Genomic DNA, 22094 nt, shown 5'->3' on the forward strand with positions numbered 1-22094 from the left:
TGCTTATTAGTACACTTACAAACCAGATAACCCTATATCGGGTTTGTATTTTTTTATGTTTTACTGAAAAATTATTAAAAGTAAAAGAGAAATATAGCTGGAAAGACTGTGCTTAAGACTTCTCATCGCCCTTGTCATATTGGCCTCAACCGCTTTGACTGAAATACTGAGCTCCTCGGCAATTTCTTTGTTCTTTTTGTTGTCCAAACGACGCATATTAAATACATGTTTGCACTTTTCCGGAAGTTTTTTGATGGAGTTCTGAATTAAAATTTCGAGTTCGGAAAGTGTGGCGGTATCAAACTCCATTGCCCGAAGAACCTCCAAATTAATTTGTCTCTCTTTCTGTTTTATGTATTGGCTGTTGTATTTGTGCACCACCTTTTTATGACGAAGTAGATTAAGACAATTACTCTTTGCTGAAGTATATAGAAATGAGCGGATTCCCTTGGGCTCCTTTACTTTTTCCCTACTTAACCAGAGATTTATGAACGCTTCTTGTGCCACATTTTTAGATTCATCCAAGTCTCCAATAAACTGCATACAAAAACCTACAATTTGATCATGGTAGCGGTCAAAAAATGCTTTAAAAGCGATTTCACTACCATTTTTAAATTGCTGAAATTGATATTCCCCGTGTTCTTGCAGCTTACGTTCCATGGTATAAAATTTAATCTACATCATCCAAATTTAATATGTGTACCTACACACTTTTAGTTCTTTTTGTTAATTCCGGTATTTAGATTACACAAAATCCACATAATTACCTTGCAAATTATCTATCATTTCCGTTGTAATTCGGGATAAATTGTATCTGGGTTTCCAGCTCCAATCCCGTGTTGCTTCTTTATCTTGTATGCTTTTTGGCCACTTGTCCGCAATCTCTTGTCTATGATCTGGAGCATAGTCCACCTCAAAATCAGGATATTTTTCCCTAATTGAGGCGGTAACCTCTTCTGGAGAAAAACTAATACCCGCAATATTGTAGGATGTTCTTACATTTATGTTTTCTCTTGGCGCCTCCATTAATTCCAAAGTAGCCCTAACCGCGTCATCCATAAATATCATCGGTAAGGTTGTTCCTTTATCCAAAAAACAAGTAAAGGGTTCACCTGCAACGGCTTTATGGAATATTTCCACAGCATAATCCGTTGTTCCTCCACCAGGTTTTGATTGATATCCAATAATACCCGGATATCTCAATGATCTTACATCCAAACCATATTTATGAAAATAGTATTTCCCCCAGTTCTCCCCTGCCGCCTTGCTCAAGCCATAAGAGGTTAATGGATCTAATAAGGAGTCGTTTGGAGTATTTACCGGAGGTGCACTTTCACCAAAAACAGCAATAGAGCTAGGGTGAAAAACTTTGGCCACCTTATGTCTTCTTGACGCTTCAAGAACATTCAACAAGGCTTTCATGTTTATTTCCCAGGTATTCAAAGGATTTTGCTCCCCATTGGCCGACAGTATTGCTGCCAAATGAAATATTTGCCCAATTCCATATTTTTGAATTATTTCCTCCAGTCTAGAGGCATCGGTCACATCCAATATTTCAAAAGTCCCATCAAAATATTCGGGAGACCTTATGTCGGAAGCAATCACATTATCCTTTCCATATTTGAGTTGGAGCGCATCCGTTAATACAGTGCCCAGTTGTCCACTTGCTCCAGTTATCAAAATAGTTGGGTTCATATAGCTCTTAAGCGTTTGTTCCTTTCAAATTTATGTTAAACCGATTATAAAATTGAAAATTATGTTAAATAAACATTATTTTACGGTAAAATCAAAAAAATCCGATTTTTTTACTTAATAAAGGTTACTTGGACATTTATACACAGGAAAGATTATTGAAGACTTATGGACAAATTAGATAATACGGATATTACCATACTAAGAATTTTACAAAAAAACTCTAAGAAGACCGCAAAGGAGATTGCTGCAAATTTAAATCTTACGGTATCCCCGGTGTACGAACGCATTAAAAGACTTGAAAAACTCGGATATATTAGAAAATATGTCGCCATTTTGGATAAAAAACGTGTGGGACTACCAGTAACAGCTTTTTGCCAAGTAGCAATGCGTTTTCATGAATCTTCTTTTATTGAGAAATTTGAGGAACAGATCCGTAGCTTGGAAGAAGTACAGGAATGCTTTCATATGGCAGGCAAAGTAGATTTTATCCTAAAAATAAACACCGAAAGTTTAGAAGCTTATCATGACTTTGTAAAATACAAGCTTTCCAAATTGGAAAATATTGGAGAACTGAACAGCTCGTTTGTGTTAAAAGAGATAAAACATACTTCCGAATTTCATATTTAAAACTTTCTATCCTGATTTTGGTATCTGTCGCATTAATTCCAAAATCACTAATCTTCCCTCATATTGGTTTTTCGTGGGAAAATATCAGAATTAAACCACAAATTATGTTTTCATATGGATTTGGGCAAAAAAAGTATCGAGGTCTGTTTAAGTTTTTGTAGATACCTGGTCCTAACTGACTTAAATTAGTTTCACCTAAATAACCAACCCTTTTTTAATACCAGGGTTAAACCAATAATAACCAAACTACCAATCAAGAAGGTGGGTTCGAAATTAAAAGGTCATTTCAGTCATTATAGATGGATGAAATGACCTTGAATCCATTTTAAAGGAGGTTACCCCATAAAACAAATGGCTTCCATCTTTCTAAATTTTTTGACAATTCTAAAAAGCCGTTTTCGATATAGATTAATTTATTCAAAGAATCCGTCATCAAAATAAGTAGTCACGTCCATGAAAATCACAAAACATAGCTACATAATACTCGCAATCCTAGCTTTTCAATTCAACATCAACAAAGCTTTGGCCCAAACTGATTGGTTATTGGATGGCTCATCCTATAAAACTGAAGTCAAAAGCTCTGACAAGGAAATTGAATTATCAAATGGTCTTGTTAGGCGAGTTTTCCGAATAACACCTAATGCTGCAACTGTTAGATTGGACAATTTGGTCACTGGTGAATCACTCCTGCGAGGCATTAAACCTGAAGCTATAGTCAAAATTAATGGTATCAATTATGAGGTAGGGGGCTTAAAAGGACAGCCCAACTACGCTTTTCTTAAGCAGGAATGGTTGGAAGACTTGAATGCCGATCCATCTTCCATGCAATATATCGGATACGAAATCAGCGAACCACAGGCTCCTTTCGAATGGAAACGTGTTAGAAATCATGCTAAAGGTTCCGAATGGCCGCCAAAAGGAGTACATCTTCGCATGGATTATAAGATGCCCGAACCTCAAAATCTTTTAAATGGAGATGCTTTACTACCAAGTTCTTATGGAAGGAATACCTTATATCAAACAGACTTTAATAGTCTTGATGATATCTGGAAAACCACATCTTCCAAAACTCATGAGCGTTCATCTTTCCAGAACGAGGGTAAAGTGGGAGAAATATACACCCCTGCAAACACTGCAGTATATGTAGAGAAGAAATTGAATAACAACACAAAAATCATTGAAGCCACCTTTAACGTAGGTACAGATAAAAGCAAGGAGCATGGTCCTGGAATCACACTGGTCTGGCCTGACAAGACCGTAAAGTTTTATTTGCGCCCAGGCGGAAACAGCTATGATGATGGTGTGGCCATGTTTGGTTTATGGAATGGTCAAAAAGAAAACAAGGCTGCCGGAGGGCGCCAAGCATTGGACCTCACCAAACCTTGGAAACTTCGCTATCGAATAACGAAGCAGATGGTTTTTTGCGAAGCAAAGCCTGAAGGTGGAGATTGGAGAACCATAGAAAAACTGAAGCCTTTCAATACCATGCCAACTCATGTGAGGATTGGTAAAACCAATGCCAAAGGCAAGGGAATTGATAATGAAACCAAGATGGGAGAACTTGTTAGAATGCAAGTTGTTGATTATGCAGCGTACGGGAGTCTTTCTCAAAGCTCAGACCGTGGATTCAATAAAGATGATATTACACTATCCGTACATTATGAACTGTATGATGGAATTCCTGTGATGGCCAAATGGCTCACTCTTAAAAACAATGGCAATACAGACATAACCATAGATAGATTTGTTAGTGAAATTATCGCGGCAGTGGAATATGGCGCTGCCGTGGAAACCCGCGAATTCAATGTTCCCACACCAAACATCCACGTGGAGACCGATTATGCCTTTTCCAGTTTTAATGTTGAAGATGCAAATCATCATGCCGTGCGTTGGTTGCCAGATCCTGACTATCACACCCAAGTCAATTATCTGAGAATTACGCCATGCCTACTTAACGTTGGTCCAGAAATTGGTCCTGCTAAAACCATTAAACCTGGAGAAACTTTCAAGACTTTCAGGACATTTATAATGCCGAATGACAGCTATGATCGTGAAAGAAAAGGCCTAGCCCTTCGAAGAATGTATCGCACCCTTGCCCCTTGGACAACCGAAAATCCACTAATGATGCATGCTCGCTTCGCAGATTGGGAACGTGTAAAAACTGCTATAGACCAAGCCTCCGAAGCTGGCTTTGAAATGGTGATCTTAACTTTTGGGAGCGGATTCAACATAGAAGATGACAGTCAAGAATATTTGGATAAAATGAAGAAATATGCCGACTACGCTAAAAGTAAAGGAATTGAAATCGGTGGATATTCCCTCCTAGCCTCCAGAAAAATTGGAAACGGACATGATGTGGTGATGCCACCCGGCCAACGACCTACCTTTGGTAATTCTCCGTGTATTGAAAGTCAATGGGGGCAGGAATATTTTAAAAAACTATATAATTTTTATCATAAAACGGGCTTCTCCTTACTTGAACACGATGGGTCGTACCCCGGAGATGTTTGCACTTCCCACCATCATCCAGGCCATAAGGGTTTAGAGGATTCCCGATGGGAGCAGTACGAGACAATCTCACAATTCTATCAATGGTGCCGTGCAAATGGAGTATATCTCAATATCCCCGATTACTATTATATGACCGGGGGAAACAAATGCGGTATGGGTTATAGAGAAGTTAATTGGAGTCTACCACGAAACCAGCAGCTTATTCACACACGCCAGAATATTTATGACGGAGCATGGCAAAAAACACCCTCAATGGGCTGGATGTTTGTTCCTTTGACCGAATATCACGGAGGTGGCGCAGCAGCTACCATTGAACCACTTAAAGAACACCTGTCACATTATGAAATGATGATGGTAGGCAATCTTGGTGGCGGAGTACAGGCCTGTTATCGCGGACCAAGACTATATGATTCTGATGAAACAAAATCTATGGTAACACGAGTTGTAACATGGTTTAAAAAGCATAGGGAAGTACTTGAAGGTGATATTATCCATTTGCGCCGAGCAGATGGAAGGGATATTGATTATTGGTTGAATGTAAACCCACAAGGAGAAGAAAAGGGAATGCTGATGGTCTATAATCCAACCAACAAGGAAATTACGAAAACCATAAAAGTTCCTTTGTATTACACAGGACTTTCAGATAAAGTCCAAGTGCAAATAGAAGATGGCACAACTTATAATTATTCCTTGGAAAGAGACTATTCTTTAGCATTGAAAATTGTAGTACAGCCCAATAGTTATACCTGGGCGATAATGAAATAGATAATGCTGAAACTTGGAAGCCAATGTTAACATATAGGCAGAAATATGTGTACAATTAAACAAATTGTGTTATCGTACACATTATTACATTGCTTTTTCATATCTTGTTCAAAATGATTTGTGATTTCAAAACCAAACCCTATGAAAACCCAAAGAACAGTTGTTTACATTCTTTTAATTGCCGTTTTAAATGCATGCGGATTCCAAACCGAAAAGAAATCTGGAAATTTCAAAGTACTTCCCTCTCCACAAGAGTTTGAAATTACAGGAATCAGCAATTTAAAGGTTGATCAACTTAAGTCGGTTTTTTCCGAAAACAACAATGACCTTCCTGTCTTAAGTGGCATTTTGCAACATCTAAGTCTTGTGGACAAAAAATCCGATGCACAATTAATTTATTGGATTGATGAAAAACTGGACCTACCTGCCGAGGGATATTTTTTAAAAATTCAAGAAAATGAGATTGTCCTGACCGGAAAGGACAAAGCCGGATTGTTCTATGCCTTTAAAACCTTAGAGCAATTGGTAATTGATGCCAAAGATCAAGACGTCCATCTACCCCTATGCAGTATCAAAGATTTCCCACTCCTTGCCTATAGATCTGTTCATTTGGATATAAAACATCATTTGGAAAAAACCGAATATTACTATCAATTGATTGATAAACTGGCTGGTTACAAAGTCAATGCAATTATTGCTGAAGTTGAGGATAAAATCAAATTTGAACGGCATCCCAAAATTGCCTCTGCAGATGCCTTGAGCAAAACGGAGTGGCAAAAGCTTTCGGACTTTGCCAATGACCGAAATATAGAGATTAGCCCGCTAATGCAAGGTTTGGGGCACTCCTCGTTTGTACTTAAACATGATGAATACAAACACCTTCGAGATGACCCAACCAGTGATTGGGCATACAATCCGTTGGATTCAGAGACCTATAAAGTACAATTCGACTTGTATGAGGAAGCCATTGAAGCCACTCCAAATGGCAAGTATTTGCACATCGGTGGCGACGAAGTACATACAACAGGTCGTGGAAGTGGAAAGTCGGCTCTCGAATTACAATTACAATGGTTGGACAAAGTGTGCAAGTTTGCTGAAGAGCACAACCGAATTCCCATTTTTTGGGATGATATGCCCTTAAAGCATGCTGAGGTCTATGCCCCCATGTTCGATACCGAAATCAGCAATGAAGAAGTGGACAAAATTTGGGAAGAAAACGAACACAAATTAGTTGAGTTTTTAGATCAGTTCCCAAAAAATTGTATCTATATGCGTTGGAACTACCACGCACCCGAAACCTATGGCAACAGCAAGGCCATGGATTGGTTCAGTAACAACGGTTTTCAAGTAATGGGTGCAACCGCAGGACAAACCAGATGGGTACTTATGCCTCAAAGGGAAAGCAATATTGACAACATTAAATCCTTTGCACTCTCCTCAATAGAAAGAGGTTTAAATGGACTTCTACTAACCCTTTGGGACGATGACTCACCTCATTTTGAACTTTATATGAGGGGTATATTGGCTTTTTCGGAGTACACTTGGTCGGGCGATAAAAGAACTAAAGATGAATTAAAATCGGTTTATCGACATAGGGAGTTTGCAAATTCACTTTCGAGTGAAGAATTTGGATTTATCGACCTTTTAGAAGATCCGGTTGCACATTGGAAGAATCTACTATTGGAAGGAAACAGTCGAAATTACTTGATGAGTAAGCCAGAAGCATTGGACAAGTTGGTCATCACAATGCCCGATCCCCAAAAACCTGGTGAATGGTCAGAAAAATATGCCAATAAAATTAAAACGGCCAAAGAAACACTAGCAATTAATGATACCATAACCTCTAAAATTGAGGAGATGAAAAACTTGGCCAAACGAAATACATACAATCTAGAGATCTATGAACAAGTGAACAAGCTGGTTCAATACAGCAATCGAGCTCTACTAACGCTACACAACTACGATAATGCTGCCGACGATAACAAGCGGAAAGACGCACTGGCAGAACTGTCAAAATTGAAACAGCAATTCATTGAGCTTCGAAAGGAATTCGAATCAACATATGGTAAAACCAGAATTTTAACCAAACCGGAAAATTATATTCTAGACCAAGACCACCACGTGCATTTAGCAAATCAATCGCTATCTTTTGACTGGCAATTTTATGCGGAGCTTCTGTTCTTGCAAAAACTGGAAACAAACATAATTGAAAAAGTTACCCATGTTAACATCAAAGACTAACCGATAACCAAATGAGAAAAGTCCTTTCCTTTACCTTCTGTTGTTTATTATTGCTATGTTTTGGTTGCAGACCTTATCACCTTAACAACGCAAATGCAGAAATTTATGTGCAAAAACCTTATCGGACTGACAGGGATTGGAAAGTGGTTTGGGAAGACCATTTTATAACTCCCATATTGGATGAGAACAAGTGGACCAAAATTCCACAGGGAAAGGCAGATTGGAACGATCAAATGACCGACAAAGATGCCCGATGTTTTGATTGGAAAGATGGAAAGTTGCATTTAAATGGAATTAAAAACACAGATAGTCTGACGGACTCCCGAACTTATCTTACAGGAGGGATTTATACCAAAGGAAAGTTTGCATTTCAGTATGGGAAAATTGAAATACGGGCCAAACTGGAATCAGCCCAGGGCGCTTGGCCTGCCATGTGGATGCTTTCGGAACAAAATAAATATGGAGCATATCCCAGAAATGGTGAAATCGATATCATGGAACATCTAAACTTTGATGACATATTTTATCAAACCACACATTCCTACTATACCCTGGAACTAAAACAAAAAGACAATCCGCCATATTATGCAACGACCTCTTTCAATAAGAACGAGTTCAATACTTTTGGACTGGAATGGTATCCTGACAAATTGGTTTATACCTTAAATGGGACACCTACATTTACCTATCCCAAAGTTGATGGTGTCGATGCTACGCAGTGGCCTTTTGATCAGCCTTTTTATATTCTGATTGATCAACAGTTAGGCGGTTCCTGGGTTGGAGATGTAAATCTTGAACAGCTCCCGGTTCGTATGATTATTGATTGGGTCAAAGTTTATCAGTAAAATAGTCAACACAATGAACATCCTATCAAAACACATCCGAATTGGCATTTCAATTTTTGTCCTGGCAACCCTGGTTTTCTCCTGTGGTCAAAAAAGAAAAAAAGATACGTCCAAAACCGCGATTTCAGCGGTAACTGAATCAAGACCTTCAGGCAAATGGACCGTGGAACGGGCCAATGAATGGTACAATGGGCTCGATTGGCTTGTGGGTTGCAATTTTGTGCCTTCCAACGCCATAAATCAGTTGGAAATGTGGCAAAAGGACACCTTCTCACCCGAACTTATAGACAAAGAGCTGGGGTGGGCCGAAGACTTGGGTTTTAATACAATTCGTGTATTTCTGCATTATTTACCCTGGAAAGAGGACAAAGAAGGCTTTTATGAAAGGGTTGATAAATTCTTGGAGATATGTGCAAAACATAACATGCGAGTCATGCTCATTTTCTTTGATGATGTGTGGCATCCCAATCCAGAATCAGGACTACAGCCCAAGCCCAAACAAGGCGTTCACAATTCTGGATGGGTGCAATGTCCTGGCATAGCCATTCTAAAAAATCTGGTACCGAACGAAGCGGATTTAAAATCTTACGTACAGGAAACCATGGAGCGTTATGCCGAGGATACACGCGTATTGATTTGGGACCTATACAACGAGCCCGCAAACCCAAATGAAGCGAGTTATGGCGAAATTGAGCTTAAAAATAAGATGGATAATTCATTGGTTCTTCTCCAAAAAGCTTTTGAATGGGCTCGTGAGGTCAATCCCAGTCAACCCATTTGTTCTGATGTTTGGCGTGCCGGACATTTGGACCTCAGTAAACTGGATGCCATAGATAAATTTTGTTATGAGAATTCGGATGTAATCAATTTCCATTCCTATTATGGGCCAAAGATTACAGAAAAGATGGTGGAATTGTTGTCTGCATCAGGTCGCCCCTTAATCTGTACCGAATATATGGCGCGAACCGCTGGTTCTACCTTCGAAACAATTCTTCCAATTTTTCAAAACCACAAGGTAGGGGCCTATAACTGGGGGCTTGTGAATGGAAAGAGCAATACCATTTATCCGTGGAGCAGTTGGGACAATCCTTTTACCGATGAACCAGAGGTTTGGTTTCATGATATCTTTAGAAAAGACGGAACTCCTTTTTCCGATAAGGAAGCAGCATTTATAAAAACAACCATCAATCAAAATTAGGCGCCGGGACTAGGTTTTTTCTTGAAATGAATTTTTGCTTTAAAGCATGGAAACTTGTTTCTGATTTTCCATTTTCTTTAAATCATTCATTTTTCAGCAAAAAAAGTATTGATTGATGTCATTTTAGTAATGGTTATATCCTACAATATCCAATAGATTTGTTTGATGTCCATTATCCATCATATCATGTGCATTGGACAACAACATGAACTAAATTAAAAGACCAATATGGAGAACAACAAAGCTATAGTTGTACAAAAAAAGATACTGTTACCTTTTATTCTGATAACATCACTTTTTGCTTTATGGGGATTTGCCAATGATATCACCAATCCAATGGTCTCGGCCTTTAAGAAAATCCTTGAACTGAACAATACACAAGCTTCTTGGGTGCAGGCAGCTTTCTATGGAGGTTATTTTACCATGGCATTACCTGCTGCGTATGTTGTTAAAAGGTTTTCATATAAGACAGGCATTTTGGTAGGGTTGGCATTGTATGCTGCTGGGGCATTGCTTTTTTATCCAGCGGCGGCCAAGGAAAACTACTTTTTCTTTCTGATGGCATTGTACATTTTAACCTTTGGATTAGCGTTTTTAGAAACCACTGCCAACCCTTTCATTATGTCTATGGGCTCCGAGGAAACAGCAACACGAAGACTGAATCTGGCCCAGGCATTTAACCCTATTGGCGCTTTATCGGGATTGTTTGTTGCCCAAACATTTATTCTAGGGGCGTTGCAATCGGATGATGTGGATGCTAATGGAAATAGCGTTTATGAAACACTATCAGAATCAGCTAAGGCCGTGGTTAAAACTTCGGACTTGGCAGTTATTCGTGACCCATATGTTGGCTTAGGGCTTTTTGTGTTGGTGATGGGAGTTATTATCGCCTTGGTAAAAATGCCCGAAAAGAAAGCATCGAATAACTCTGTGGACATGTGGGCCTCTATTAAAAGGATTTTCAAAAAGAGAAATTTTACAGGTGGAGTAATCGCCCAAACGTTCTACGTGGGGGCACAAATTATGTGCTGGACATATATTTATCAATATGCTGAAAACATTGGTATAAACAATCAAGATGCAGTAAACTATGCCTACACTGCCCTGGGTATTTTCCTTTTGGCACGGTTTATTTTCACTTACTTGTTAAAGTTCATCAATTCAGGAAAACTGATGCTGATTTTGTCCACTATGGCCATCCTATTTTGTTTGGGTACAATTTTCTTACAGGGAATGCCCGGGTTATATAGCCTGGTTATGGTCTCTTTTTGCATGTCGCTAATGTTTCCCACCATTTATGGAATCGCTTTAAATGGTCTTGGCGACGATGCCAAAACAGGTTCGGCATTTTTGATAATGGCTATTGTAGGTGGTGCTTTTATGCCAATACTTCAAGGTATGATATTGGATATTGGCGGATCTGGTTATAGCGATGTAAGGATTTTGGGAACTCCAGAAGTTAACTTCTCGTTTGTACTGCCCATGTCTTGTTTTGTTGTCACTTTACTTTATGGCTATAACACTTTAAAAAGATCAAAAAGACCAGCGTTGAACACTTAAAGCGGTACTCAAATCGCCTTGACCTACATTTTCAATAATTGGCTCTGCAGCCATAGCAACTATTTTGACTATGCCCATGAAAGTATACAAAACTAAAAATGGTATCGCCATCGAAAGGCAAGGCCATTATTTTAGGCCAAGAATCCAGGATTGGACCGCTTTAATGAACCGTCCAAATTTATATAACGCTTTATCCAAGGAAATTGAAAGTGCTGAGCCCATTTCAAATTTGGATGCATCAACGATAATTGCCCCCATTGCAAATCAAGAAATATGGGCTTCAGGAGTTACTTATATGCGAAGTCGGGAAGCTAGAATGGAAGAATCCAAAAAAGCAGGAGGAGATACCTTTTACGACAAGGTCTATGACGCCGAAAGACCAGAGCTGTTCTTTAAGGCGATGGCCAACCGAACCGTTGGAACCAATGATTTTGTAAACATTAGAAAAGATTCAAAATGGGATGTTCCCGAACCAGAGCTCACTTTGTGGATCAGTTATGAAGGAACAATCGAAGGATATACTATAGGCAACGATATGAGCTCTCGCAGTATTGAAGGGGAAAATCCATTATATCTACCCCAAGCCAAAATGTTTGAACGTTGCGCCGGATTAGGTCCCTGTGTGTTTGTTCCTGAACATGGTATTGATCCAAACACAAGCATTGAGTTGGAAATCCGAAGGAATAATCAGCAGGTCTTTCACGGGAAGGTGTCTATTAGCAATATGAAACGAAAGCATCAAGAATTGGTCGATTTTCTGTTCCGAGAATGTGATTTTCCCTCCGGATGCTATTTAATGACAGGTACCGGACTTGTGCCGCCCGATGATTTCACACTTCAGCCCCGCGATGAAATCAAAATTACAATAGATCATATTGGTACTCTAATAAATAAAGTGGCCTATAAAAATTAATCGTTATGAAAACTATGTCGAATATAAAAAGATCAATTCTCCTAATTACCTTATTACTTTTGGGAAGTTTTTCCAACGCTCAATACGAAGCCAATTGGGAATCTTTGGACAAACGCCCTGTTGCAGACTGGTTTGAAGATGCCAAACTTGGAATTTTCATCCATTGGGGTCCTTATTCCGTTCCGGCATGGTCTCCAAAGGGAACCTATTCAGAGTGGTATCAATATTGGATGCAGAGCAAGGCTCTATTTGGCAACGGAAAGTTTAACGGAGATGAAGTATACCAGTTCCATAAAAAAACCTATGGTGACCACTTCGATTATTACGAGTTTGCTGATAAATTTACCGCAGACTTATATGACCCCACCGAATGGGCGCAACTTTTTGAAAATTCAGGAGCCAAATATGTTGTGTTGACATCCAAACACCACGATGGTTTTACCCTTTGGCCCAACAAACAGGCCAACGACCGCGGGTTTGCATGGAACAGTATGGAAACTGGAGCTAAACGCGATTTAGCGGGAGAACTTTCAGATGCTGTTAAAAAAACCAGTGTGAAAATGGGCTTCTATTATTCGCTATACGAGTGGTATCATCCATGGTGGCAAAATGACAAGGAGCGTTTTGTCGATGAACATTTTCATCCACAATTCAAAGACCTTGTCGAAAAATACCAACCTGATTTGCTTTGGGGTGACGGTGAATGGGATATGGAGTATGAAAAATGGAAAACCCCCGAACTTATGGCCTGGTTGTTCAATGAGTCTAGTGTCAAGGACAAAGTTGTCATCAATGATCGTTGGGGCAAAGGCATCCGTCAAAAGCATGGAGGGTATTATACCACAGAATATGAAGCTGGTAAAACTTTTGACAAACCTTGGGAAGAATGTCGAGGGATGGGATTTTCTTTTGGATACAATCAAAATGAAGATGCATCCGATTACAACAGTACACGAACATTATTGTTGATGTTTATTGATATTGTTAGTAATGGGGGAAATCTATTGTTGGATATTGGACCAGATGCCAGGGGAAGCATCCCACCGATCATGCAACAGCGCTTGATGGAAATGGGAGTCTGGCTCAAAGTAAATGGAGATGCCATTTACGGCACTCGCAAATGGAAGCAACCCATACAATGGTCTGCGGGTGACAGAAAATTGGACAAAAGCACCCATTATTTGGGCGGCGACTACATCTTAAAACAAACGGTTGACCCATCACCTGGAAAGGCTGTTAAGGAGATATTTTTCACCAGCAAAGGAAATGACCTTTATGCCATTACCCCAAAATTTCCGAAAAACCAATTGGTTATAAAAGGTGTAAAACCATCAAAAAATACCAAAATTGAGCTTTTGGGATTCAAAGCTGAGCTAACTTATGAATTCAAAAATGGAAATCTTACAGTACAGGTTCCAAACTTGACTTATGATGAACTGCCTTGTCAACATGCTTGGAGTTTTAAAATTTCAAATGTTAAGTAGCTTTGCTCAATTAACCAAAATCAATAAATGAGATACTTCAGCAAAAATTTATATTTCATGTCCAAAATCCTTTTGAGATCTCCATATTCGCTATTCCTGATATTACTGTTGATTGGAATTCAAAATGTAAAGGCCCAGACAGAGAAAAGCCCAACCAAAATCATTTTGGTCATTGGAGACGGTATGGGATTGACCCAAATCTCTTCATTATATGAACTTGGAAAGTTAGAACACTCAAACTTTGAACGTTTAGAGCATATTGGCCTATTACGAAACAATGCTTCTAGTCATAGAATAACGGATTCTGCAGCCGGAGCAACAGCATATGCCTGTGGGGTAAAAACTTATAATGGCGCAATTGGAATGGACAGTGATTCATTGGCAATCAAAAACATAGTAGAAATAGTACCCGACCAAAACTGGAACACTGGCCTTGTGGCAACTAGTTCCATAACGCACGCCACGCCCGCATCTTTTTTCGCGCATGTAAAATTACGCGGCGAACAAGATGCTATTGCCAGCCAAATGCACCATTCTAACATTGATTTCTTTGCCGGTGGCGGAAAACGCTTTTTTGAACAGCGACCGGATGGTTTAAACTATACTGACAGCCTTAGACTGAATGGTTTTGACATATCCTATAGTTTGGACAAACTTATGACCAAGACCACCAAAAGATTGGGATTTCTTTTGGCTGATGAAGGGCTACCCAAAATGACCGAGAATCGCGGAGATTTTTTAGGCGATGCCACCAAAATGGCACTCGAATTCCTGTCAAAAGATGGAAAAAACTTCTTTTTAATGGTCGAAGGTTCACAAATTGATTGGGGTGGACACGAAAATGATGCCAATTATATCGTCACCGAGATGTTGGATTTTGATAAAACCTTAGGTACAATTCTCGATTATGCAGAAAAAGACGGCAACACCTTGGTCTTGGTAACGGCTGATCACGAAACAGGCGGGTTTGCGCTTTCTTCCAACAATAATAATTACAATGATGTCAAAGGCACATTTTCAACGGGAGGACATACCGTAACCATGATTCCCATATTCGCATATGGACCAGGAAGCGATAGATTTAAGGGAATTTATGAAAACTATAATGTGTTTCACAAAATTATGCACGTCCTAAATCAATAAAATTCATGAAGCATTCTCTTTGCTCAAGTACTGCAATCAAGTTTCCAACACATTTAAAGCTTGCTTTTTGTACTACCATTATTGTACTTGGCGCTCTTCATATGACCGCGCAAGCCTCTGATAACCTTAAGCTGTGGTACAAACGCCCGGCTGCTTCTTGGAATGAGGCATTACCCGTTGGCAATGGTAGTCTCGGAGCAATGGTTTTTGGCGGAATACAGAAAGAACGGATCCAGCTCAATGAAGAGACCATTTGGACCAAAGATGGCGAATATAAGGACCAGCCCAATGCCCACAAATATCTTGACGAAATAAGAAAACTGCTCTTTGACGGAAAATATTCGGAGGCGGAAAAACTATACTCCGAACAGGTACTTTCCCCAAGATTACCCTCCAATACCAATACCTATCAAACGCTTGGAGATATCATGCTAAACTTTGAAGGGATTGAAAATGCAACTGACTATTATAGGGATCTTGATCTTAACAATGCCACAATCACTACCAGATTCAAGGTTAAAGATGTAACCCACACCCGAACCGTGTTTTCCTCTGCTGCGGATAATGTCCTGGTTTTCAAAGCTTCCTCCGACAAGCCTGGAAAAATTAACTGCAACATCGGATTAAGTAGACCTGGCGATGGAGAAACAGTTCGTATTGAAGGTAATATGTTGATCATGACCCAACATCTAAGTAATGGAAAAGGGATTAAGTATGAAGCGCGACTTCAAATAATTGCCGAGTCAGGTACAACAAACGTCATCAACAATCATGTAGCAGTTAAGAATGCAGATGCAGTAGAATTACGATTGGTAGTCGGAACCAACTTTAGACAACTTGATCCTGCTGAACTATGCGATGGCTATCAAAAAAAATTGGAAAATCTTGATTACGACGAGTTATTGGCGAATCATATAGCCGAATATCAAACCTTTTTTAATCGAGTTAGCTTGGAAATCCCTCCCTCCGCCGCGGCAGGTTTTGCTACGGACGAACGGATTGATGCACAAAAACGAGGTGTGAACGACCCTTCTTTAGCCACACTTTACTTTCAGTTCGGTAGATATTTGCTCATTAGTAGTTCCAGACCAGGAAGTTTACCTGCCAATCTACAGGGTTTATGGGCAGACGGGCTTACCCCTCCATGGAATTCGGATTATCACATCAATATCAATATTCAAATGAATTATTGGCCCTCGGAAATCACCAATCTTTCCGAATTTCATCTTCCATTCTTGGAGTTTATTGCCGGATTAAGGGAAAATGGTCGAAAAACTGCCAAAAATGTCTATGGAATGAATGGGTTTGTGGCACATCACACTACCGATGCCTGGAAGTTCACCTCTCCCATTGGAAAAACCGAATATGGTGCCTGGCCCATGGGTGCCGCATGGAGTTCAACGCATTTTTGGGAACATTACTTGTTTACGGAGGACAAAGAGTTTCTAAAGAATTTAGGATATCCGGTAATGAAAGAAGCTGCCGAATTCTTATCCGATTTTTTGGTGAACGATCCCAAAACAGGTATGCTGGTCACGGGCCCTTCCATGTCACCCGAAAACAAATTTATAACACCGGATGGTAGTGATGCAGCCTTGGTCATGGGGCCGGCAATGGATCTTCAAATTGTAAGACATCTTTTCAACGGCACCATAGCTGCTTCCAAAGTGTTGGGAATTGATAAGAAATTCCGTAAAAAACTTGAGCAGCAGCTATCAAATCTGACACCTTCGAAAATTGGAAAAGATGGAAGGATTTTGGAGTGGTCCGATGAAAGTCTAAAGGAAGTTTGGCCGGGTCACAGGCATATTTCCCATTTATATGGGCTTCATCCTTCCAACGAATTTAACTGGAATGGCAGTCCAGAATATATGGAAGCTGCCAAAAAAGTGATTCAGGCCCGCTTAAAAGAAGGTGGTGGGCACACTGGTTGGAGCAAAGGCTGGATCATGAATTTTTATGCCCGCCTGTTGAATGGAGACAAGGTCTGGGAAAATCTGGTTGATCTTTGGGCCCACAAAACATACCCCAATTTGTTTGATGACCACCCGCCATTCCAAATAGATGGAAATTTTGGGGCGACTGCCGCCCTGGCCGAAATTTTGGTGCAATCGCACGCTGGTGAGGTTAATTTGCTTCCCGCCCTGCCGAAAACCTTGCACACCGGAAAGGTTACAGGACTTATGGCAAGAGGTGGTTTTGAAGTGGATATTGAATGGCATGATGGTAAAATGAAAAATGCCCTCATTCAGTCCAAATTGGGCAACAAACTAAAAGTTCGGTATGGCACTATCGTGAAAGATCTTAATATCGAAAAAGGGAAATCCGTTCAACTGACCAACAAGTTGGAGGTTATAAAAATGTTTTAAAACAAAACCCTACTCAAATTCAATTGCAGCGCTTCTTCTTAGGGAATCTATGATTGTTTGTGTTTGTTCCAACTCTTGGGTAAGGCGTTCATTTTCCTGAATGTACCGGGAACGAACTTGTTCCAATTCTCGCTCAAACTCATCTGCAGGAACGTACTCAGGTTTAAAAATCGTGTTATACAGTATACTAAAAAGCGTAAACGCAAAACTAACGGCAACAGCAGAAACAAGAAGAATCAACAAAGTCTTTTCTTTTTTGTGCCCAGATGAAGTTTTTTTTAGTGATTGTGTTTCCTTTGACAAATGGGAATTTGGGTTCAATTGATTCAAAAAGACATCCCATTTTTCTTCCTCCTTCACATGTAAATCCTTGAATCCGCCTGCATCCAAAAACTGTTGGGTTTTTGGGGTTGATGCCATCATAAAGATTTCCACACCATTGCCACCCATAATATCCAGAAGGCCCGTATCGTATTCTTGAATTTCCCTTACCAATTTTAGAACAAAATCCGAGCTGTAATTTGGGCTAAGGAACTCCTCGTACAATGTTTTGGTTTCAAAATAGTCCTTTCGCTCCAACGCGTATTTTAGAAAACGGTCCTTTAATTCTGCCTTAAAAAAATCGCCCATTTTCTTTTTAAAAAAAGTTTCTTGTTTGTTATAGCTGTGCCTATTGGAAAAGGAAGTCTAAAAAATAAAAATGACAAGTTAAGCCTTCATTATATACTACATTCCATTAGATAATCTCGGCACTGAGTCCAGCCTCCAGTAATTTGGAGCATCTGGGTTTTAGGTCGGAGTACTCACCTGTCTTCACGGTACATTTACCATTATAGTGCACTATCAATGAGCATTGTTCGGCCTGCTCCGGGGTATGGTCACAAACCTTGATCAAGGTATTGATTACATGATCAAATGTATTTACATCGTCGTTGAAAAGAACAATTTCATTCTGTTTTACAACCTCTTCTTCTAAAAGTAACTCTTCCGATACTTTCTCCTGAGTGCCCATGATTGTTGAATTAATCAATTCTAATTTACATATTTTGCTGAAACCCAATTGTTCTTTTCCAACTTTTTTGCAAATTTTAACCCATATTCCCCACATTTTGAAGAGATTACCTCCAAATCTTGGGTGTAGAACCCACTTAAAAAGAGTATTCCCCCTTGATTCAAACATTTGGTATAGACCGGGATATCCTCCAACAAGATATTCCTATTGATATTGGCCAAAATGATGTCATAGTTCTTGTTTATCAACAAACTACTGTCGCCTTGATAAACCTCTATTTTATTACAGTGGTTTCGCTCCACGTTCTCTTTTGAGTTCAAATAACACCATTCATCTATATCAATCGCATCTAATTTTACAGCTCCCCTCATCTCGGCCAAAATTGCCAAAACCCCGGTGCCACATCCCATATCCAACACAGATTTGTTCTTAAAATCAGTATCCAAAATATGTTGCAACATCATATGGGTGGTTTCATGATGCCCTGTGCCAAAACTCATTTTAGGTTCTATGACAATGTCATATTCCACCTCTTTTTTGTCATGGAAAGGAGCCCTGACCATACATTTATCATCAACAGTTATGGGATGAAAGTTTTTTTCCCATTCTGCATTCCAATTTTGTTGCTCAATTTCTTTCTGTGTCCAAGATATTTGGATATTTGGGTTCTGAAAGATATAAAGGTCGCCTAATATGGCCTCATTCCATTCGGTTTTAATGACATAGGCCAGCAAACCTGAATCAGTTTCCACAAAGCTTTCAAAACCAAGCTCACCAAGTTCGGCAATTAAAATATCCGTTGTAGGTTGCGGTGGGGAAATGTCAAAATTGTATTCAATATAGGTCAAACTGAATCAAAAATTAGATAGCCTTGATGATGGCAATAAAGTCATCGGCCTTTAACGAAGCACCTCCGATAAGGCCTCCATCTACATCTGGTTTTGAGAAAATATCGGATGCATTTGCCGGCTTTACGCTTCCGCCGTACAAAATGGACACACCTTCAGCAACAGATTCATTATAAGCCTCGGCAATTGTTTTCCTAATAAAGGCGTGCATTTCCTGAGCTTGCTCCGGGCTCGCAGTTTCACCTGTTCCAATGGCCCAAACAGGTTCATAAGCCAGCACAATGCTTTTCCAAGCTGTAGCATCCAAATCAAAAAGAGCGTTTTTTAATTGGCTTTCTACAACTGCGAAGTGATTTCCCGATTTACGTTCCTCCAATTCTTCCCCAAAGCAGAAAATAACCGTCATTTCCTTGTCCAAAGCAGTTCTTACTTTTTTGGCTAAAAGATCATCAGTCTCTCCAAAAAGTGAACGTCTTTCCGAATGTCCAAGAATTACGGTGTCCACGTGGATATTCAATAGCATATCAGCAGAAATCTCTCCGGTATATGCTCCATTTTCTGCAAAATGCATGTTTTGGGCCGCAACTTTTATGGTGGATGACTGTAAACTTCTTTGTGCCTGTGCCAAGTTAATAAAGGTGGGGGCCACAATGACTTCTGCATGTGTATCTGGAAGTTTGGCCGAAAGCTCGGTCAGCAATGCCTCGGTTTCTTCAAGGTTTTTATTCATCTTCCAGTTTCCTGCAACTATTTGGGTTCTCATGGTTCTTGTTATTAAGTTTTTCTGTTTGGTGTTTATTATTTTTAACTTTTCTTGAATTTTTCTCCTTTAATTTCAGAATTGCGAAGGTAGTACATAAAAGCTCCAATTTTATTGATCTCTAGTTCGGTGAGTTCTAACCCTTGCACATATTTCTCTTTAGAAATAAGCTCTTTATCATGCGCTCTATATAATTGAGACTTAAGTTCACTTGCCGAGCCTTTTGAAAAACTCAAAAAATTGTGAAATTCCTTGTTTCCTCCTCTACCGAAACCTTCAGCTATATTGTCCATTATAGAACCCGAACTTCTCTCCATTTGATTGCGCAGAGCGTAATTCGTTCCTAAGTCCGTATGTTGAAATAACTCTTCAACAAATTGACAAATCCTCCTAGAAATTTTCCAGACTTCCAGTTCTTCGAAACTATCGATTCTTGCCATTCAAAACCTTTGAGACAACAAACTTAAAACAACAAACATTAAAACTTTAATTCGTCAAGGTCATTGTAATGTACTTTTTGCAGAATTGTGCCCTTTTCCAGGACCAAAACCGCCGGATTTGACCGTACTATTGTTTTCAGTGTAGTTTCATCTGTAAAGTAAAAATCGAAGTCCAATGCATACTGCTTCTTAATTTGATTGGCCCTTTCGTTACTCGAGGCGGACATTCCAATAACGGTATATCCTTTTTCTTTGGCCTTTGACGTCACTTTAGCAACATCTTCGAACACATCATAATTGCTCTTTGCCAAATCATAGGCTATCACCATTACCAATTTATCCTTCTCCAAAATAAAGGATGCCCTATCTTCTCCATCTTTTTCAATGGTAAAATCATGGATTGGAGGTTCATATCCTTTTTGAATTTCAGTGGTCTCTACTCCAATAAACTCACCATCAACTTTTGGATATTCGCCATTAGTGACCACAATTTTGTCTTCTCCATTCACCTTAAACTGCCATGCATATTCGTGAAGTGGTTTTGGTGCATCTTCGGGTGTGCTCATTCCCTCCTGAATGTTTGCCCCAATCTTATAAGGCCTAAAATCTACCGAAGGCAGATGGTTAAGTACTTGGTTGGCAAACAGCATACATGCGACCAAGGATATTCCTGCGATGATCCAATTGGTTTTTACATTGAACAAAGGGGTAATATATTTTTGGCCATAGAATAAAATCAGTATAAGACCCAGCAAAATCACATCTTTGGTAAAGGATTCCCATGGGGTCAATTTCACCGCATCGCCAAAACAACCGCAATCAGTGACTTTGTTGAAATAGGCCGAATAAAAAGTTAGAAATGTGAAAAAGATAATCATGGCCAACAAACTCCAAATGGTAAACTTTGGTTTAAACCCAATTAGCAGAAGTACTCCTAAAATTACCTCAACAATGACAACAAAAATGGAAATTGCCAATGCCAAAGGCATCAAAAAAGGTAAATCGAGCACCCCCTGACTAAAGTATTCTTCCAATTTGAAGGAGAAACCCACAGGGTCATTCAGTTTAATGAGTCCACTTATGATGAACAAGACTCCAACAAAAATTCTAGATAACCAAACCAAATATTTCATCATTCTTCGTTTAAATGAATCAAGGCAAAAACCGCATAATTAACCATATCTTGATAATTGGCATCAATCCCTTCACTCACCAAAGTAGCACCTTGGTTATCCTCAATCTGTTTTACCCTTAATAGCTTTTGAAGTATCAAATCGGTCAAAGAACTCACTCGCATATCACGCCAAGCTTCACCATAATCATGGTTTTTATTTTCCATTAATTCTTTGGTGATGGCCACTTCTTTATCATATAGTTCGATAGCTTCTTCCGCTGAAAGATCTGGCTGCTCCACTACTCCTTTTTTCAATTGAATCAAGGCCATTATAGAATAGTTGATGATTCCTATAAATTCTGAACGTTCTCCCTCATCAACTTTACGGACCTCATTTTGTTGTAAACTCCGGATACGTTGCGCCTTGATAAAAATTTGGTCGGTCAACGATGGAAGTCTCAGTATTCGCCAAGCGGTACCATAATCCTTGGCCTTTTTCAAAAACAGTTCACGGCATGAATTGATGACGGTATCATATTGTTCTGAGGTGTGCTGCATGTATTCTGGCT

The 22094-nt window shown here is 39.5% G+C and carries 19 protein-coding genes; 10 read left to right on the forward strand and 9 right to left on the reverse strand.

The features are described from left to right. Positions 1–60 precede the first annotated feature (60 nt). Entirely contained in the window at positions 61–660 is a 600-nt protein-coding gene (locus ACULLG_RS15550) for an RNA polymerase sigma-70 factor (protein ID WP_452127717.1), read from the reverse strand. An 84-nt stretch (positions 661–744) separates the two neighbouring features. Then, complete coding sequence (locus ACULLG_RS15555; RefSeq protein ID WP_452127718.1) at positions 745–1695, reverse strand: NAD-dependent epimerase/dehydratase family protein; 951 nt, start codon at positions 1693–1695, stop codon at positions 745–747. Positions 1696–1860: 165 nt separating this feature from the next. Here ACULLG_RS15555 and ACULLG_RS15560 point away from each other — a divergent pair, with 165 nt between their 5' ends. The 10 genes from ACULLG_RS15560 (at position 1861) to ACULLG_RS15605 (ending at position 17351) form a co-directional block, all read left to right on the forward strand. Continuing rightward, a complete protein-coding gene (locus tag ACULLG_RS15560; RefSeq protein WP_452127719.1) occupies positions 1861–2322 on the forward strand; it encodes an Lrp/AsnC family transcriptional regulator in 462 nt (153 codons plus the stop codon). A 453-nt stretch (positions 2323–2775) separates the two neighbouring features. Beyond that, positions 2776–5598 carry a hypothetical protein gene (locus tag ACULLG_RS15565; RefSeq protein ID WP_452127720.1) on the forward strand — a complete coding sequence of 941 codons (2823 nt, stop codon included), beginning with the start codon at positions 2776–2778 and terminating at the stop codon, positions 5596–5598. Between the two features lie 141 nt (positions 5599–5739). Then, complete coding sequence (locus ACULLG_RS15570; RefSeq protein ID WP_452127721.1) at positions 5740–7839, forward strand: glycoside hydrolase family 20 zincin-like fold domain-containing protein; 2100 nt, start codon at positions 5740–5742, stop codon at positions 7837–7839. Between the two features lie 11 nt (positions 7840–7850). After that, entirely contained in the window at positions 7851–8684 is an 834-nt protein-coding gene (locus ACULLG_RS15575) for a glycoside hydrolase family 16 protein (RefSeq protein ID WP_452127722.1), read from the forward strand. A 13-nt stretch (positions 8685–8697) separates the two neighbouring features. Beyond that, entirely contained in the window at positions 8698–9882 is a 1185-nt protein-coding gene (locus ACULLG_RS15580) for a cellulase family glycosylhydrolase (protein WP_452127723.1), read from the forward strand. A gap of 228 nt (positions 9883–10110) precedes the next feature. Next, entirely contained in the window at positions 10111–11442 is a 1332-nt protein-coding gene (gene fucP / locus ACULLG_RS15585) for an L-fucose:H+ symporter permease (RefSeq protein ID WP_452127724.1), read from the forward strand. A 70-nt stretch (positions 11443–11512) separates the two neighbouring features. Beyond that, positions 11513–12355, forward strand: a complete 843-nt coding sequence (locus ACULLG_RS15590; RefSeq protein ID WP_452127725.1) for a fumarylacetoacetate hydrolase family protein — start codon at positions 11513–11515, stop codon at positions 12353–12355. Positions 12356–12360: 5 nt separating this feature from the next. Continuing rightward, the gene (locus ACULLG_RS15595; RefSeq protein ID WP_452127726.1) at positions 12361–13839 is read left to right on the forward strand and encodes an alpha-L-fucosidase; all 1479 of its coding nucleotides are present in this window, start codon (positions 12361–12363) and stop codon (positions 13837–13839) included. 57 nt (positions 13840–13896) lie between these two features. Then, positions 13897–14982 (forward strand): alkaline phosphatase, encoded by a 1086-nt coding sequence (locus tag ACULLG_RS15600; protein ID WP_452127727.1) that lies wholly within the window; start codon positions 13897–13899, stop codon positions 14980–14982. Between the two features lie 5 nt (positions 14983–14987). Next, complete coding sequence (locus tag ACULLG_RS15605) at positions 14988–17351, forward strand: glycoside hydrolase family 95 protein (RefSeq protein WP_452127728.1); 2364 nt, start codon at positions 14988–14990, stop codon at positions 17349–17351. A 9-nt stretch (positions 17352–17360) separates the two neighbouring features. On the opposite strand, the gene ACULLG_RS15610 is transcribed toward ACULLG_RS15605, so the two are convergent. The 7 genes from ACULLG_RS15610 to ACULLG_RS15640 all read right to left on the reverse strand — a co-directional run bounded on the left by ACULLG_RS15610 (position 17361) and on the right by ACULLG_RS15640 (position 22083). Continuing rightward, complete coding sequence (locus ACULLG_RS15610; RefSeq protein WP_452127729.1) at positions 17361–17981, reverse strand: hypothetical protein; 621 nt, start codon at positions 17979–17981, stop codon at positions 17361–17363. Between the two features lie 106 nt (positions 17982–18087). Then, positions 18088–18363, reverse strand: coding sequence for an ATP-dependent Clp protease adaptor ClpS (locus tag ACULLG_RS15615; protein WP_452127730.1), 276 nt, complete (start codon positions 18361–18363; stop codon positions 18088–18090). A gap of 20 nt (positions 18364–18383) precedes the next feature. After that, a complete protein-coding gene (gene prmA, locus ACULLG_RS15620; RefSeq protein ID WP_452127731.1) occupies positions 18384–19211 on the reverse strand; it encodes a 50S ribosomal protein L11 methyltransferase in 828 nt (275 codons plus the stop codon). Positions 19212–19224: 13 nt separating this feature from the next. After that, the gene (gene tpiA, locus ACULLG_RS15625; protein WP_452127732.1) at positions 19225–19974 is read right to left on the reverse strand and encodes a triose-phosphate isomerase; all 750 of its coding nucleotides are present in this window, start codon (positions 19972–19974) and stop codon (positions 19225–19227) included. 41 nt (positions 19975–20015) lie between these two features. Next, positions 20016–20411 carry a four helix bundle protein gene (locus ACULLG_RS15630; RefSeq protein ID WP_452127733.1) on the reverse strand — a complete coding sequence of 132 codons (396 nt, stop codon included), beginning with the start codon at positions 20409–20411 and terminating at the stop codon, positions 20016–20018. A 38-nt stretch (positions 20412–20449) separates the two neighbouring features. Further along, complete coding sequence (locus tag ACULLG_RS15635; RefSeq protein ID WP_452127734.1) at positions 20450–21544, reverse strand: BT_3928 family protein; 1095 nt, start codon at positions 21542–21544, stop codon at positions 20450–20452. Next, positions 21544–22083 (reverse strand): DUF1599 domain-containing protein, encoded by a 540-nt coding sequence (locus ACULLG_RS15640; protein ID WP_452127735.1) that lies wholly within the window; start codon positions 22081–22083, stop codon positions 21544–21546. The genes ACULLG_RS15635 and ACULLG_RS15640 overlap by 1 nt, the downstream gene beginning before the upstream one ends. Between the last annotated feature and the right edge of the window lie 11 nt (positions 22084–22094).

Source organism: Flagellimonas sp. 2504JD1-5 (assembly GCF_053618295.1).

Coding starts and splice junctions, on each gene's coding strand:
- ACULLG_RS15555 (WP_452127718.1), bottom strand. CDS start 1,695: ATGAACCCAACTATTTTGATAACTGGAGCAAGTGGACAACTGGGCACT.
- ACULLG_RS15565 (WP_452127720.1), top strand. CDS start 2,776: ATGAAAATCACAAAACATAGCTACATAATACTCGCAATCCTAGCTTTT.
- ACULLG_RS15550 (WP_452127717.1), bottom strand. CDS start 660: ATGGAACGTAAGCTGCAAGAACACGGGGAATATCAATTTCAGCAATTT.
- ACULLG_RS15610 (WP_452127729.1), bottom strand. CDS start 17,981: ATGGGCGATTTTTTTAAGGCAGAATTAAAGGACCGTTTTCTAAAATAC.
- fucP (WP_452127724.1), top strand. CDS start 10,111: ATGGAGAACAACAAAGCTATAGTTGTACAAAAAAAGATACTGTTACCT.
- ACULLG_RS15640 (WP_452127735.1), bottom strand. CDS start 22,083: ATGCAGCACACCTCAGAACAATATGATACCGTCATCAATTCATGCCGT.
- ACULLG_RS15560 (WP_452127719.1), top strand. CDS start 1,861: ATGGACAAATTAGATAATACGGATATTACCATACTAAGAATTTTACAA.
- ACULLG_RS15600 (WP_452127727.1), top strand. CDS start 13,897: ATGTCCAAAATCCTTTTGAGATCTCCATATTCGCTATTCCTGATATTA.
- ACULLG_RS15570 (WP_452127721.1), top strand. CDS start 5,740: ATGAAAACCCAAAGAACAGTTGTTTACATTCTTTTAATTGCCGTTTTA.
- ACULLG_RS15615 (WP_452127730.1), bottom strand. CDS start 18,363: ATGGGCACTCAGGAGAAAGTATCGGAAGAGTTACTTTTAGAAGAAGAG.
- ACULLG_RS15630 (WP_452127733.1), bottom strand. CDS start 20,411: ATGGCAAGAATCGATAGTTTCGAAGAACTGGAAGTCTGGAAAATTTCT.
- ACULLG_RS15590 (WP_452127725.1), top strand. CDS start 11,513: ATGCCCATGAAAGTATACAAAACTAAAAATGGTATCGCCATCGAAAGG.
- ACULLG_RS15635 (WP_452127734.1), bottom strand. CDS start 21,544: ATGAAATATTTGGTTTGGTTATCTAGAATTTTTGTTGGAGTCTTGTTC.
- ACULLG_RS15595 (WP_452127726.1), top strand. CDS start 12,361: ATGAAAACTATGTCGAATATAAAAAGATCAATTCTCCTAATTACCTTA.
- ACULLG_RS15605 (WP_452127728.1), top strand. CDS start 14,988: ATGAAGCATTCTCTTTGCTCAAGTACTGCAATCAAGTTTCCAACACAT.
- ACULLG_RS15575 (WP_452127722.1), top strand. CDS start 7,851: ATGAGAAAAGTCCTTTCCTTTACCTTCTGTTGTTTATTATTGCTATGT.
- tpiA (WP_452127732.1), bottom strand. CDS start 19,974: ATGAGAACCCAAATAGTTGCAGGAAACTGGAAGATGAATAAAAACCTT.
- ACULLG_RS15580 (WP_452127723.1), top strand. CDS start 8,698: ATGAACATCCTATCAAAACACATCCGAATTGGCATTTCAATTTTTGTC.